The organism is Kitasatospora arboriphila, from assembly GCF_039528095.1.
In the GTDB taxonomy this organism is placed as follows: Bacteria; Actinomycetota; Actinomycetes; order Streptomycetales; family Streptomycetaceae; genus Kitasatospora; species Kitasatospora arboriphila.
Genome location: NZ_BAAALD010000142.1, coordinates 1 through 13,842, shown reverse-complemented (window position 1 = coordinate 13,842; position 13,842 = coordinate 1). Strand labels below are relative to the sequence as shown.

12 protein-coding genes are annotated in these 13,842 nt (G+C 75.0%); 4 read left to right on the top strand and 8 right to left on the bottom strand.

Annotated features, from left to right (window positions below; all coding sequences use genetic code 11):
• A partial coding sequence (locus ABD353_RS37125; protein ID WP_344628137.1) for a DUF4352 domain-containing protein occupies nucleotides 1–837 on the top strand: 837 nt, incomplete at its 5' end.
• Between the two features lie 100 nt (nucleotides 838–937).
• Here ABD353_RS37125 and ABD353_RS37120 read toward each other — a convergent pair.
• From ABD353_RS37120 to ABD353_RS37100, 5 genes are all read right to left on the bottom strand, one after another.
• Nucleotides 938–1,738 carry an endonuclease/exonuclease/phosphatase family protein gene (locus ABD353_RS37120; protein WP_344628136.1) on the bottom strand — a complete coding sequence of 267 codons (801 nt, stop codon included), beginning with the start codon at nucleotides 1,736–1,738 and terminating at the stop codon, nucleotides 938–940.
• Between the two features lie 84 nt (nucleotides 1,739–1,822).
• Nucleotides 1,823–2,764 (bottom strand): ROK family glucokinase, encoded by a 942-nt coding sequence (locus tag ABD353_RS37115; protein ID WP_030262931.1) that lies wholly within the window; start codon nucleotides 2,762–2,764, stop codon nucleotides 1,823–1,825.
• 196 nt (nucleotides 2,765–2,960) lie between these two features.
• A complete protein-coding gene (locus ABD353_RS40645) occupies nucleotides 2,961–3,248 on the bottom strand; it encodes a DUF5304 family protein (RefSeq protein ID WP_425555330.1) in 288 nt (95 codons plus the stop codon).
• A gap of 314 nt (nucleotides 3,249–3,562) precedes the next feature.
• Nucleotides 3,563–4,732 (bottom strand): ArsA family ATPase, encoded by a 1,170-nt coding sequence (locus ABD353_RS37105; protein WP_344628135.1) that lies wholly within the window; start codon nucleotides 4,730–4,732, stop codon nucleotides 3,563–3,565.
• A gap of 6 nt (nucleotides 4,733–4,738) precedes the next feature.
• A complete protein-coding gene (locus ABD353_RS37100; RefSeq protein ID WP_263105767.1) occupies nucleotides 4,739–5,173 on the bottom strand; it encodes an SRPBCC family protein in 435 nt (144 codons plus the stop codon).
• 352 nt (nucleotides 5,174–5,525) lie between these two features.
• Between ABD353_RS37100 and ABD353_RS37095 the strand changes: the two genes are divergently transcribed.
• Nucleotides 5,526–7,319 (top strand): AMP-dependent synthetase/ligase, encoded by a 1,794-nt coding sequence (locus tag ABD353_RS37095; protein ID WP_344628134.1) that lies wholly within the window; start codon nucleotides 5,526–5,528, stop codon nucleotides 7,317–7,319.
• 126 nt (nucleotides 7,320–7,445) lie between these two features.
• Here the strand turns inward: ABD353_RS37095 and ABD353_RS37090 are convergent, their stop codons facing one another.
• A complete protein-coding gene (locus ABD353_RS37090) occupies nucleotides 7,446–8,579 on the bottom strand; it encodes a glycosyltransferase family 4 protein (RefSeq protein WP_344628133.1) in 1,134 nt (377 codons plus the stop codon).
• 190 nt (nucleotides 8,580–8,769) lie between these two features.
• Between ABD353_RS37090 and ABD353_RS37085 the strand changes: the two genes are divergently transcribed.
• Nucleotides 8,770–10,158 carry a glycosyltransferase 87 family protein gene (locus tag ABD353_RS37085; RefSeq protein ID WP_344628132.1) on the top strand — a complete coding sequence of 463 codons (1,389 nt, stop codon included), beginning with the start codon at nucleotides 8,770–8,772 and terminating at the stop codon, nucleotides 10,156–10,158.
• Nucleotides 10,159–10,258: 100 nt separating this feature from the next.
• Nucleotides 10,259–11,182 carry a carbohydrate kinase family protein gene (locus tag ABD353_RS37080; RefSeq protein WP_344628131.1) on the top strand — a complete coding sequence of 308 codons (924 nt, stop codon included), beginning with the start codon at nucleotides 10,259–10,261 and terminating at the stop codon, nucleotides 11,180–11,182.
• Here ABD353_RS37080 and ABD353_RS37075 read toward each other — a convergent pair.
• The gene (locus ABD353_RS37075; RefSeq protein WP_344628130.1) at nucleotides 11,167–12,411 is read right to left on the bottom strand and encodes a gluzincin family metallopeptidase; all 1,245 of its coding nucleotides are present in this window, start codon (nucleotides 12,409–12,411) and stop codon (nucleotides 11,167–11,169) included. The two genes, ABD353_RS37080 and ABD353_RS37075, sit on opposite strands and share 16 nt — an antisense overlap.
• A gap of 89 nt (nucleotides 12,412–12,500) precedes the next feature.
• Nucleotides 12,501–13,559, bottom strand: coding sequence for a C40 family peptidase (locus ABD353_RS37070; protein WP_344628129.1), 1,059 nt, complete (start codon nucleotides 13,557–13,559; stop codon nucleotides 12,501–12,503).
• Between the last annotated feature and the right edge of the window lie 283 nt (nucleotides 13,560–13,842).

Below are 13,842 nucleotides of genomic sequence, written 5' to 3'. Positions count from 1 at the left end.
GTGGCGGCCCGGGGGCCGCCGGGGCGGCTGCGGGGGGCGCAGGGGGGGGACCCCCTGGACCTGGCGGGCAACGAGCAGGGCGCCCGGAGGGCCGTGACGGTGACGGCGGTCGCCGACCCGGCGACCGCGGCGCACTCCTTCGACACCCCCGAGGCGGGCAGACGGCTGGTCGCCGTGCAGTTCCGGCTCCACAACACCGGCTCCACCACGTACTCGGACAGCCCGTCCAACGGCGCCACCGTGGTCGACGAACAGGGACAGGGCTTCAACGCGCTGATCGCCACCGACGTCACCGCCGGCCCCGCGTTCCCCGCCGGAGTGGTCGTCGCCCCCGGGGACACCGCGCTCGGCTACATCTCCTTCGAGATCCCGGCGGGCTCCCGCCTCGCCAAGGCCCAGTTCACCCTGAACTCCGGCTTCGCGAACCAGACCGGTCAGTGGGCGCTGCCCGCCGCCACCGCGGCCCCGAGCGCAGCCCCGACCGCCACGGCCGCCCGGACCGCGACCGTCACCACCACGGCCACCACCACCGCCACCGCCGGTCCCCGGACCTCCGCCGCCGCACCGCGCCAGGTCGTCGAGGACTACTACGCGGCGATCAACGCGCACGACTACGCCCGCGCCTGGGCCCTCGGCGGACGCAACCTGTCGCCGAGCTACGGGCAGTTCGTCAACGGCTTCGCCGGCACCGCGGCCGACGTCGTGACCGTCACCGCCGTCAACGGCGACAACGTCTCCGTCCTCCTGGACGCCCTGCAGACCGACGGCACCCACCGCCACTACGCCGGCACCTACACCGTCCGCAACGGCGTGATCGTCGCCGCCACGATCCACTGACCACCCCCGACGCCGGCAGGGATCCGCCCCCGACACCCCTGCGGCACCCCGCACCCTCGCGGCCCCCCGCGACGGCCCGGCACCCGCTCCCCCACCCGCCTCAGCCCCCGGCAGGGATCCGTACCACCGCCACCACCGGCAGATGATCCGTCGCCGCCAACAGGTCCGCCCCCGACACCCCGGCCAACCCCTGCGGCACCCCACAGGCCAGCACCTCGACCCCGGGAGTCGCGAAGACCGCGTCGATCCGCTGGTAGGGGTCGGCGGGGACGGAGGTGAAGGTGCCGCCCCAGGGGGCGACGGTGTGGGCGTCCTGGTACTCGGCGGCCAGACGGCGCCAGCCCGGGCCGTCGGGGTGCTCGTTGAAGTCGCCGGCCACGATGCCGTGCTCGCCTGGGTCGAACTGGCCGGGGAGCAGCGCGAACTGGCGGAGCCGTTCGGCCGGGTCGAGGGAGAGGTGGCAGCTCGTCACCGCGAACGGGGCCGAACGGCCCACCCTCAGCAGGGCGGTGGCGAATCCGCGGGCGTGCAGGCCGCGGGTCTTGGGGAGCAGCCGGTCGCGGACGGCGAGGACCTCGACCCGGAGCTTTCCGAGCAGCAGCGGTCCGGCGGCGATCCGGCCGCCGCCGGAGAGGACGACGGTGCCGGTGCGGTGGGCGAGCCGGGCGGCCTGCTTCCGGGGCCGCCAGTACCGCGGGGACTCCTGGATGCAGACCACGTCCGGATCGCAGGCACGGATCACCCGGACGAGGGCGTCCCGGTCGTCCCTCAGCGAGCGGACGTTGTAGCTGAGGATGCGGACCCGCTCGGCGCCGTCGGGTTCGGCGCCGGAGTCGGGCAGGGGGGCCGGCCCGGTCGGCGGCACGGGTCCGGGGGCTGCGGACGGCTGCTCGGCAGGCATGCCGGTCATGCTAACGGCGAGGCCGGGGCCGTTGCCCCAGCCTCGCCGTCGGAGTCCGGACGAGCCGTCGGTTCCGTCGGGCCGTCAGACCCGCGCGAGGTCGGCGGCACCGGCGATGCCGGCGGCGGACCCCATGGTCGCGAGCAGGACCTCGGCGCGCGGGCGGTGCACGCCACCGGTCAGGTAGGTCTCGAAGGCCGCGGCCACCGGGTCGAGCAGCAGGCTGCCCGAGTCGGAGACGCCGCCGCCGAGCACGAAGACGCCCGGGTCGAACAGCGCGGCGAGGTCGGCCATGCCGCGGCCGAGCCAGTCGGCGAGCTCCGAGTAGCACTCCAGGGCGAGCGGGTCGCCCTCGGCCGCGGCCTCGGTGATGTGGATGCCGCGGATGGTCTCGGCGACGAAGTCGTTGAGCTCCAGCATCCGCTTGCCGGCGATCGGGTCGGCGGCGGCCTTCTCGCGGCCGTAGCGGCGCAGCGCGCGGCCGGAGCCGTACTGCTCCCAGCAGCCCTTGCCGCCGCAGCCGCAGGCGAGGCCGTCGGGGACCATGTTGAGGTGGCCGATCTCGCCGGCGACGCCGAAGCGGCCGCGGTGCATCCGGCCGTCGAGGACGATGCCGCCGCCGATGCCGGTGCCGACGGTGATCAGGACCATGTCCTCGTAGCCGGCTGCGGCGCCGAAGCGGAACTCGGCCCAGGCGGCGCAGTTGGCGTCGTTCTCGACGACGGTCTCCAGGCCGGTGAGCTCCTCGATGCGCTGCTTGAGCGGCTCGTTCTCCCAGTCGATGTTGGGAGCGAAGATCACGGTGGAGCGGTCGCGGTCCACGAAGCCGGGGGCGCCGACACCGACGGCCGCGACTTCCGGGTACTCCTCCTTGAGCTCGCGCACGGCCTGCGCGATCGCGTCGACCGCCCACTGGGGGTCGGCCGGGGTGGGCACCCGGGTACGCGCAAGGATTTCGCCGGTCTCGTCGACCACGCCGGCCGCGATCTTCGTCCCGCCGACGTCGACGCCGATGGTCAGAGCCATGTGTCCCTCAGCTATTCACTCGTTCCCGCTGAGCGGAACGGTACCCGCTGAGCGGTGCTCCCGTACACACCGAGACCTACATTAACCGAAGCCAATTTCCGGATTGCCCGGCCAGATGCGTTCAGAAGTCGTAGACTTCGCGGCTTTGAGTGATGCGTGAAGGCGCCACAGTCACCTCGTCTGACCTGCGGCTTCACTACTTGTCGATGGTCCCGTCGAGGTCGATGTGCTCGGCCTCGGCGTGTCCGGCACCGGCCCAGCGCCGTTCATGACCTGAGACGGCTGCGCGGTACGCGGCGAGCAGTTCGCCGCCCGCGGCGGCGAGGTGTCCGTACACCTCCGGGTTCTGCTCGCGCAGCCGGGTGCCGTACTCCTGGGCCTTGCCGCCGAGGGTGAGGGCGAACCTCCGGACCTCGTCGACCAGCGGCCCGAACTCCGCGCCGAGGCCCTGCCCGGCCGTGCCGTCCGCCTTCTCGTCCGCCATCCGGCGACCTCCCTGGTGCGTCCTCGGTGTGCCTCCGGTGCGACGTCGGGGCGGCACCGGGCCGTCCGGCCGGAACCGGCCGGGATCCAGACGCTACCGGACGGCGCATCGAGGGCCGCCCGGCGCACCGGACGCACGCCGGGCGTGCACGCCCTGTACACACGCCCCTCCGGCGCGACGGCCGACCGGCGCACCGGAGGTCCCACCCGCGCGCGGCCCGGCCTGCACGCGGGTCCGGCCGCACACGAGGGTCAGCCGCGCGAGGGGTCGACGCCGCGAGGTGTCAGCGGCGCGAGGTGTCAGCGGCGGGGGCCTCAGCGGCGCGCCGGCCAGAGGGCGGGGTCCGGCGCGAACCGCACCGACAGCACCCCGTCGTGCAGCCCGGCTCCGCTGACCGTGCACCGCCGCAGCGCGGAGGGCAGCGGGAGCAGCCGGCGGTGGCCGCCGGTGCCCACGACCAGTTCGTCCCCTCGGCGCACCAGTTCCAGGCCGGACCGTTCGGCGCCGGGCAGCGCCAGGTGCCAGACCAGCAGCCCTTCCTCGGCCAGCCGGTCCTCGACCCACGGCTCGGGGGCCTCGCCGGGTCCGGGCTCGCCCCCGGCGTACAGCTGGTCGGCGATCGCCTCCAGGGCGACCTCGGGCCACTCGGCGGTGAGCAGCGGGACGGCGCCGAGCCCGGACGCCAGGTCGGCGAGGCGTTCCTGCTGGCGGGCGGCCCGGCCGGCCAGCCAGGGGTCGGGCGAGGCGGCGGCCGCGGACGGCAGCACCCGGTGGGCGACGACGGCGTCCAGGCGCCGGCCGTGCAGGGCGAGGGCGGCGCGGATGCGGCGAAGTTCCCCGGTGCCGTGGGCGTCGGCGTCCACGACCAGGCGGACGGAGGTGCCGGGGGCCTCGATCACGGCGCGGGCATCGGCGAGGGCGGCGCAGGCGGCGGCCCGGGCGTCGAACAGCCAGTCCGCGGGCATCGGCACCCCGGCGAGGGCGGCCAGCAGCGGGCGCAGCGCCCGGGCGGCCTGGCGCTGCTCGGGCAGCAGCCGGTCGAGGTAGCGGACGAGCTGTTCGGGCAGGGCCAGGGTGGCGATCAGCTCGGCCGGGGCGGGGGCGGCCACCACGACCGTCTCGGCGTCAGCGGTGCGCAGGGCGCGGAGCAGGGCGAGCTGGCGCGTGCCGGGCAGCGGCGTGAGCTCCTCGGGGTCGAGCGGGTCGGCGCCGAGCAGGTCGAGGGCCGGGGCGAGCCGGGCGCCGAAGCCGTCGAGGGCGCTGCGCAGGGCGGCCTGCTCGTCGATCCGGGCCACCGCGAGGCGCTCCCCGTACGGGGCGGGCTCCGCGGTGAGCCGGGTGTCCAGGAGGTCGTCGACGGCGCGGTGCGGGTCGTCGGCGGCCAGCAGCAGGGTGCGCCGACCGGTGCGGGCACTGTGCAGGGCGGTGGCGGCGGCGACGACGGCCGAGCCCTCGCCGGTGACGAGGACGGTGCGGGGTGACACCCGGCGTCAGCCTTCGACGCGCTTCTTCAGGCCGGCCAGGGCCCGGTCGATGATGACCTTCTCCGCCTTGCGCTTGATCATGCCGAGCATCGGGATCTTGACGTCGACGGCGAGCTGGTAGGTGACCTCGGTGCCGCCGCCCTTGACCGCGGCGAGGCTGTAGGAGCCGTCGAGGGCGCGCAGCATCTGGCTCTTCACCAGCGTCCAGCGGACCTCGCGGTCGCCGTCCCAGGTGTAGGCGAGGACGTGCTCGTCGCGGATCGCGCCGGCGTCGAGCACCAGGCGCACCTCCGAGCCGCGGCCGTCCGCGGCGGTGCTCAGCACCTCGATCTCCTTGACCTCGCCCGTCCACTCCGGGTAGGCGGCGAAGTCGGCGATCGCGGCCATGACCTCGGCCGGGGTCGCGTCGATGATGATGCTCGACCTGGTGTGCTCCGCCATCACGGCCCTCCGCGTCTGTTCAGATGTGCGCCCAGGGCAGGCTATCGCGCCCGCGGGTGCACGCCGGGCGCCGCCCTGGTCATCGGGGCTCGCGGAGGGCTCGCGGCCGGCGCGCGGCAAGGTCCCGAACGGGGCGGAGCGGCCGGCACACGGCCCGGCCCCGCCGTTCGGCGGGGGGACCGGGGGCTACCGACGCGTCGGGCGGCCGCTGCCGTAGGGTGCGAGACGAAACCATCCCCACCGGTCCTGCGCGGTGTGACTCTTCGAACAACGGAGCCGACAGCTCTGGTCGAATCCGGCTACCGAGCAGTAACGTCCTGCCGTCCCGCAGCGTCGCAGACGAGGAGCAGTCTTGCTCGAGTTCAGCCTTCCGGCCCGCTACCAGGTTCCGAGCGGGGGAAACCTCTCCGACCTGATCCACCAGAACGCCGCGCAGCACCCCGGCGTCGCCGTGATCAGCCGGAAGGTGGCCGGGCAGTGGCAGGACCTGACGGCGGTGCAGTTCCTCGCCGAGGTCCACGCGGTGGCCAAGGGCCTGATCGCCTCCGGCGTCGAGCCGGGCGACCGCGTCGCGGTGATGTCCCGCACCCGTTACGAGTGGACGCTGCTCGACTTCGCGATCTGGTGCGCGGGCGCGATCACCGTGCCGGTGTACGAGTCCTCCTCCGCCGAGCAGGTGCAGTGGATCCTCGGCGACTCCGGCGCCGTCGCGGTGGTCACCGAGACCGCCGGCCACGCCGCCGTCCTCGCGGAGGTCCGGGACCACCTCCCGCAGCTGCGGCACGCCTGGCAGATCGAGGACGGCGCCGTCGCCGCCCTCACCGCGGCGGGCAGCGAGGTCTCCGACGAGACGGTCGCCGAGCGCCGGGCCGTCCCGGACCCCGACAGCATCGCCACCATCGTCTACACCTCGGGCACCACCGGCCGTCCCAAGGGCTGCCAGCTGACCCACGGCAACTTCCTGGCCGAGCTGGGCAACGTCACCGTCCGCCTGGAGCCGCTCTTCCGCACCGGCGAGAGCTCCGTCCTGCTGTTCCTGCCGCTGGCCCACGTGCTCGGCCGGATCGCCGAGATCGCGGCCGCCATCGCGCCGATCAAGCTCGGCCACGTCTCCGACATCAAGGACGTCACCGCCGAGCTCGGCTCCTTCCGCCCGACCCTCATCCTCGGCGTGCCGCGCGTCTTCGAGAAGGTCTTCAACACCGCCCGCGCCAAGGCCCAGGCCGACGGCAAGGGCAAGATCTTCGACAAGGCCGCCGACACCGCCATCGCGTACAGCCGCGCCCTGGACGCCGGCGGCGCCGGGATCGGCCTGAGAGTCAAGCACTTCGTCTTCGACAAGCTGGTGTACGCCAAGCTGCGGGCCGCCCTCGGCGGCCGGGCCACCCACGCGATCTCCGGCGGCGCCCCGCTCGGCGAGCGGCTCGGCCACTTCTACCGCGGCATCGGCTTCACCGTCCTGGAGGGCTACGGCCTGACCGAGACCTGTGCGGCCACCGCCTTCAACCCGCACGACAAGCCGAAGATCGGCACCGTCGGCCAGCCGCTGCCCGGCTCCGCGGTGAAGATCGCCGAGGACGGCGAGGTGCTGCTCAAGGGCCCGCAGGTCTTCACCGGGTACTGGAACAACCCGCAGGCCACCGCCGACGCCCTGCAGGACGGCTGGTTCGCCACCGGCGACATCGGCTCGCTGGACGACGAGGGCTACCTCACCATCACGGGCCGCAAGAAGGAGATCATCGTCACCGCGGGCGGCAAGAACGTGGCGCCCGCCGTGATCGAGGACCGGATCCGGGCGCACGCCCTGATCGGCGAGGTCATGGTGGTCGGCGACCGCAAGCCGTTCGTCGCCTGCCTGATCACCCTCGACCCGGACTTCTTCGGCAAGTGGAAGGAACTGAACGGCAAGCCCGCCGACGCCACCCCCGCCGACCTCGCCCAGGACGCCGACCTGCTGGCCGCCCTGCAGGCCGCCGTGGACGACGGCAACCAGGCCGTCTCGCACGCCGAGGCCGTGAAGAAGTTCCGCCTGCTCGACACCTCCTTCACCGAGGAGAGCGGCCACCTCACCCCCTCCCTCAAGCTGAAGCGCAACGTCGTCCTCAAGGACTTCGCCGCCGACGTCGAGGCCATCTACCAGCGCTGAAGCACGGCTCAGCCGAAACAGGGGCGCGGAGGACCGCGCGAATCGGAAGGCAGCGGTCTGCCTCTCCCGACTCGCGCGGTTCCCCGCGCCCCTCCGGGTTTCCCCGTACTCGAAGGGTCGCCCCGACTACGCGAGCAGCCCCGTCAGGCGCTGTGCCAGCAGGTCCCAGCGCCAGGAGCGCTCGACCCAGCGCCGTCCGGCCTCCCCCATCGTCCGCCGCAGCTGCTCGTCGTGCAGCAGCCGCACGATCCGCTCCGCCGCCGCCTCCGCGGACCGCCCCGGCACCACGTACCCGGTCTCGCCCTCCAGGACGGCGTCGGGCGCCCCGCCGGAGTCCCCGGCGACCACCGGCAGGCCGGTCGCGGAGGCCTCCAGGTAGACGATCCCGAGGCCCTCGACGTCGAGCCCGCCCCGCCGGGTGCGGCAGGGCATGGCGAAGACGTCGCCCGCGCCGTAGTGGGCGGGCAGCTCCTCCCAGGGGACGGCGCCGGTGAAGCGGACGGAGCCGGCGACCCCGCGGGCCTCGGCGAGCTTCTCCAGGTCGCCGCGGTAGGGCCCGTCGCCGACGATCAGCAGGACGGTGTCGGGCACCGCCGCGAGGATCTGCGGCATGGCCTCGATCAGGGTGTCCTGGCCCTTGCGCTTGACGAGGCGGGAGACGCAGACGACGACCGGCCGGTCGCTGAGCCCGAGCCGGGCGCGGATCCCGTCGCCGCCGGAGTCGGGCCGGAAGGTCTTCTCGTCGACGCCGGGCGGCAGCTGCACCATGCGCCGGGCCGCCTCGGGGCCGACCGCGGCGGCGATCCGGCTGCGGGTGTACTCGCCGAGGTAGGTGAGGGTGTCGGTGCCGGCGCCGATCCGTCGCAGCAGCTGCCGGGAGCCAGGCAGCTGGGCCCAGGCGGCCTCGTGGCCGTGGGTCATGCCGAGGAGGCGCTGGGCGCCGGCCTGCCGCAGTGCGGGGGCCATCAGGCCGAGCGGGGCGGCGGCTCCGAACCAGACGGAGCTGCAGCCCTCGGCGCGGAGGATCTCGGCGGCCCGCCGGGTCACCCGCGGGGTGGGCACCATCATCTTCGTCCGGTCGCGGATCACCGGGAACGGCTGGCGGGCGTCGAACTCGGCGACCTCCTTGCCGTCGCGCCAGGTCGAGGCGTACACGACGATGGAACCCGCGGGCTGGCGGACGGCCATGTTGTGCACGAACGCCTGGATCCCGCCGGGCCTCGGCGGGAAGTCGTTGGTGACGATGAGGGTCTTGTGCATGCCACGGCTCGCTCGGTCGGGGGTTGCATGGTGCAGTGGTCGGTGATCCGTACCATAGGTCAACACCACGGCCCGCCGGGAACGAAGGATCACAGCGCAACCGTTTCCGGTCCGGGCCGGTCCTATGTGCCGGGGCCCCGTTGCGCGGGCGCCACCGCGACCGGCGTCACGAGTCGAACGAGGGAGCGCAGTGGAGTTGGCCCCGACCGGGCGCACCGGCAGCACCAGCAGCACCGAGCGCCTCGCCCTGACCGGCGCACCGCCGCCCGCACCGGCCGGCGGCGCGCTGTGGGCGCTCGGGGCGTCCTGGGTGGTCACCCGGGTGCTGATCGTACTGATGGCCGTCGGTGTGCTGCGGATCTCGGGCACCGACGTGAGCTCCGACGTCTCGGTGATCTACCACGGCTGGTACGAGGTGCTGCGGACGGGCACCTTCCCGCTGGACGACGTGACCTGGCAGTACCCGCCGGGGGCGGCGCTGGTGATCCTGCTGCCGGGCGTGCTGCCCTGGTCGTACCTGGTCTCCTTCTTCGTGCTGTGCGGCGTCTTCGACGCGCTGACGGTGGGCGCGCTGATGAGGGTCGGCACCCGGCGGGGCCGCAGCTTCAGCGGCGCCTGGATGTGGGTGGCGGGGGTGCCGCTGCTCGGTCCGACGGTCTACTGCCGGTACGACGTCATCGTCACCGCGCTCGCGGTGGGCGGTCTGCTGCTGGTGCTGCGCCGGCCGGCCCTGGGCGGGTTCCTGCTGGGGCTGGGCGGGCTGGTGAAGGTGTGGCCGGTGCTGGCGCTGGCGGGCACCCCGCGCGGGCGGCGGACGCGCCGGGCGTGGACGGCGGCGGCCGCGACGGCGGCCTCCCTGGGCTTCCTGCTGACCGCGGGGATGAACGGCGCCTTCGAGTTCCTGAAGTTCCAGAAGGAGCGCGGGATCGAGGTGGAGTCGCTGGGCGCGCTGCCGCTGCACTTCGCCAAGCTGTTCGGCGCCTGGGACGGCCAGGTGACGATGAACTACGGCTCGCTGGAGATGCTCGGCCCGTGGGTGCCGGTGGTCTCCAAGGTGTGCGTCGCGGGCACGCTGCTGGGCTTCGGCTGGCTGCTGCTGTGGCGGCTGCGGGCGGTGCGCTGGCAGCCGTCGACGCCGTACGACGCGGCGCTGGCGGCGCTGCTGGTGTTCACCGTGACCAGCCGGGTGATCAGCCCGCAGTACCTGGTGTGGCTGGTCGGCCTGGCCGCGGTCTGCCTGACGGTGCGCGGCACCCGGCAGAAGCCGGTGGCGGTGCTGATCCTGGCGGCGACGGTGCTGACCACCGTCGAGTTCCCGATCCTGTTCGGCGCGGTGCAGCACAGCGAGCCGTGGGGCGTGGCCGTGCTCACCGCCCGGAACCTGCTGCTGCTGGCGGCCACGGTGCTGTCCTGCCGCCGGTTGTGGCGCTCCACCCGCGGGCCGGACGCCCAGGCCACCCTGGTGCTGCCGCCGGAGCCCCCGGTGAAGGGCTACCCGGTGCGCCCGGGCATCGCGTACGAGCAGGCGCTGCTGGACGACCTGGACCGCCCGGTGGGCCGTCCGGCGACCACCTCCTGACCACACCTCTCGCTGCAAGTTTCTGAAAGACCTTGCAGGTGGGCCCGCGCGGCTGGCAGCATCGTCCGCTGTCAGCCGATGCCGCCCGTGGAGGTTCCGCATGCCCGACGACCGCGAGCTCGACGTCCTGGTGGTGGGCGGTGCGGGCGTGGACACCATCGTCCGGGTCGACCGGCTGGAGATCCCCGCGGCCGACTCGCTCGGGGTGCCCCCGGTGCACGACTACGCGGGCCACACCGGCAGCGGGGTCGCGCTCGGCTGCCACCGGCTGGGCCTGCGCACCTCCTTCCTCGACTTCCTCGGCGACGACCCGCAGGGCGAGCTGGTGCGGGCCGCCTTCCGCCACGCCGGCCTGGACTTCCACCACCTGGTCTCCCCCGCGGGCACCCCGCGCGGGGTGAACCTGGTGGACGCCGACGGGCTGCGGTTCTCCTTCTACGACGGCCGGCACCCGGCCGACCTGCGGCTGCCCGCCGCCTTCTACCTGCCGTTCCTGGAGCGGGCCCGGCACGTCCACCTGTCGATCACCAACGTCAACCGGGACATGCACCCGGACATCGAGCGGCTCGGCGCCACCAGCTCCACCGACCTGCACGCCTGGGACGGCGAGAACGAGCACCACCGGCACTACGCGCTCCGCTCCGACCTGGTCTTCCTGTCGGCCGCTGGCTGCCCCGGGCGGCACGAGGAGGTGATGCGCTCGGTGCTGGACGGGGGCCGGGCGCGGCTGGTGGTCGCGACCGCGGGCGCGGCCGGCAGCTACCTGCTGGAGCGCGGGAGCGACACCGTCCGGCACGTGCCGGCGGTCGACCCCGGGGTGCCGGTGGTGGACAGCAACGGCGCCGGCGACGCCTTCGTCAGCGGCTTCCTCGCCGGCTGGCTGGCGGGCCGGCCGGTGGACGCGTGCATGCTGGCGGGCTCGGTGGCCGGCGCCCACGCCTGCACCGCGGCGGGCACCCACAGCGCCCTGATCGACGGCGAGGGGCTCGCCGCGGGCCTGGCGGCCGCTCAGCGGCGCAGCTGACGCACCAGCTCGGCCGACCAGGCCTTGGTGAAGGCGGGCAGGTCCAGGCCGAGCTCGGCCTGGAGGACGCTGTCCAGCCGGGCGGGGTCGCCCATCGCGCCGACCGCCCGGTAGAGCGCGACGAGGCGCTGCGGTCCGAAGCGGTGCGCGACCGTCTCGCAGGCGAGCCAGGCCTGCTCGTAGGCCTGGGCGATGCCGGCGGCGCCGGCGGCGAAGTCGGCGTCGGCCGGCAGGGCGGTCGGCACCCGGCCCGCGGCGACGTCGCGGGCGAGCTCCGGCGCGATCTGGCGGGCGGTGCGGCCGGCGCCGCGGTAGCCGGTGTAGTCGGCGACGCCCTCGGAGAGCCAGAGCGGCGTCCAGCTGCGGGTGGCCGCGCGGGTGGCGACGTGGGTGGCCTCATGGGTGATCACGACCTGCCGGCCGAGGTCGCTGAGGCCGCGGAAGGCCTCCGGGTTGACCATGATCCGGTCCGCGGGTGTGGCGGCGGGCTCGCCGCCCGCGGCGACGGTGACGGCGGCGATGCCCTGGTAGGAGCCGGCGGCGACGTCGAGCATCCGGGCGAACTGCGGCTCGGTGGCCGGGGTGAGGACGAGCAGCCGGCCGGGCCACTCCCGGCCCCACAGCTCGGAGACGGCGGGCACCGCCTTGTCGGCGACGGCGACCAGCCCGGCGAGCTCCTCGGCGGTGCCGAGGCCGAGCACCAGGCAGTGCTCACCCTGGGCCGCCCGGACCTCGCCGAGGTCCCAGAGGGCGGCGCTGCCGTCCGGCTCGTCCGCGGAGAGCAGCCAGCCGGCCGGGCCCCGGTCGAAGGTGAGCCGCCGGGAGAGCACCGCGGGGTGCTGGTCGACGCCGCGCAGCCGGTGGGCGAGGCCCGCGGTGACGATGATCCGCCCGTCGGCGTCCGGTTCGGTGACGCCGCTGATCCGGTACTCGACGGCGGAGAAGGGCACGGCGGCGGCCCGGACGGCGGCCTGCTCCTGTGCGGCCCGCGCCGCGGGGGCCACCCCGGCGAGCAGGGCGGACCGGTCGGCGCGCAGCAGGACGCGGGCGCGGGCGGCGAGCAGGTCCTCGACGCGGGCCCGGACGCCGGCGCTCGGCGCGCCCTGCGGGTACAGGCCGGCCCGGTCCCCGGTGGCGGGCAGGGCGCGGGGTGCGGAGAGCTGGGCGAGACCGCCGACGGCCAGCAGCAGAGCGGTGCGCCGGGAGATCCGGCCGCCGGCGGGCAGCACGGACCGGCCCGCCGCGGCGCGCCGGGGCAGGTCGGTGACCAGGGGCTCGGCCTCCCCGCCGGACGGGCCGGGCTGCCGGTGGAAGGCGCTCAGACCCGCACCACCCCGCTGACGGGCATGGCACCGACGCTCTCGTAGCGGACCCGGGCTCCGGGGTACGGGGCATGCACGACCACGCCGCCGCCGGCGTACATGCCGACGTGGTGCATGTCCTTGTAGAAGATCACCAGGTCTCCCGGTCGCGCCTCGGACAGGCTGACTCGCCTCCCCGCGTGTGCCTGCGCCTGCGAGGTGCGCGGCAGGGTGACTCCGGCCTGCCGCCAGCTCCAGTACATCAGACCGGAGCAGTCGAACGTGGAAGGGCCGGTGGATCCGTAGACGTAGGGCGAGCCGATCCGGCTGATCGCGGCGGCCAGGGCGGCGGCGGCACGGTCGGAGGAGGGCGGCTGGTCGCCGAGGTCGATCCGGTCGGCGCCGTGCGCTGCGCGGCGGGCCGCGTCGGCGGCGTCGTCCGCGGCCAGCCGGGCGCGTTCGTCGGTGGTGAGGCCGCCGAGCAGCCGCTGGGCGTCGCCGAGCCGGCGCCGGACCTCGTCCTTGTGGTCGGCGAGCGAGCGGCGGACCTCCTCCAGCTCGGCGAGCTTGGCGGTGGCCTCGGCGCGGCGCTGGTCGAGCCGGCGCTGCCGGTCGAGCACCTGGTGCAGGGTGTCGCTCTGCCGGCTGGCGGCCTGGTCGAGGGCGCGGGCGCGGGTGAGGTAGCCGGCCGGGTCGGACTCCAGCATGAGGCGGACGGAGGGGTCGAGCCCGCCGTCGCGGTACTGGGCGGCGGCGGCGGTGGCGAGGTCGGTGTAGAGCCCGTTCAGCTCCTCCTGGCCGGCGGCGACCTGGTCCTGCAGCTGGCCGGCCTCGGTCTGCAGGCGTTTCTGGTCCTCCCCCGCGGCGTTCGCGCGCTCGCTGGCCTGCTCGGCCTCCTCGTAGAGCCGGTCGACCTTCGCCCGGACGTCGGCCGTCCGCCGCCCGGGGTCGGCGGGGGCGCCGTGGGCCGCGGTGCCGACGGTGGCGCCGACGGCCGTGGTCGCCGCGGCCGTGAGCACCAGGGCCCGGGCGAGGGTGTGGCCGCCCGGCAGTTGGGGGCGTCGATGCGCGGACATGCGGCGGCGGCTCCGTTCCTGCGAACGGACGGCCGCCGCCGCCCGGGTCGGGCGGGCGTCCTCGCGGACATCCGGGGGCAGACGTTAGCGAGTCCGGCCGAGCTAGTCCAAACCCTGCCAGCACCGAATATTTGACCTTCAATCGGACATTCTGCCGACTGGGCCGCCGGGTGCGGCAACGGGCGGGGGGCCCGGCCCCCGGGGGGGGGGGGGGGCCGGCGCGGGGGGGGGCTGGCCGGTGGAGTTCCAGCGGCTGGACGACATCCGGGACCGCTTCGGCCCG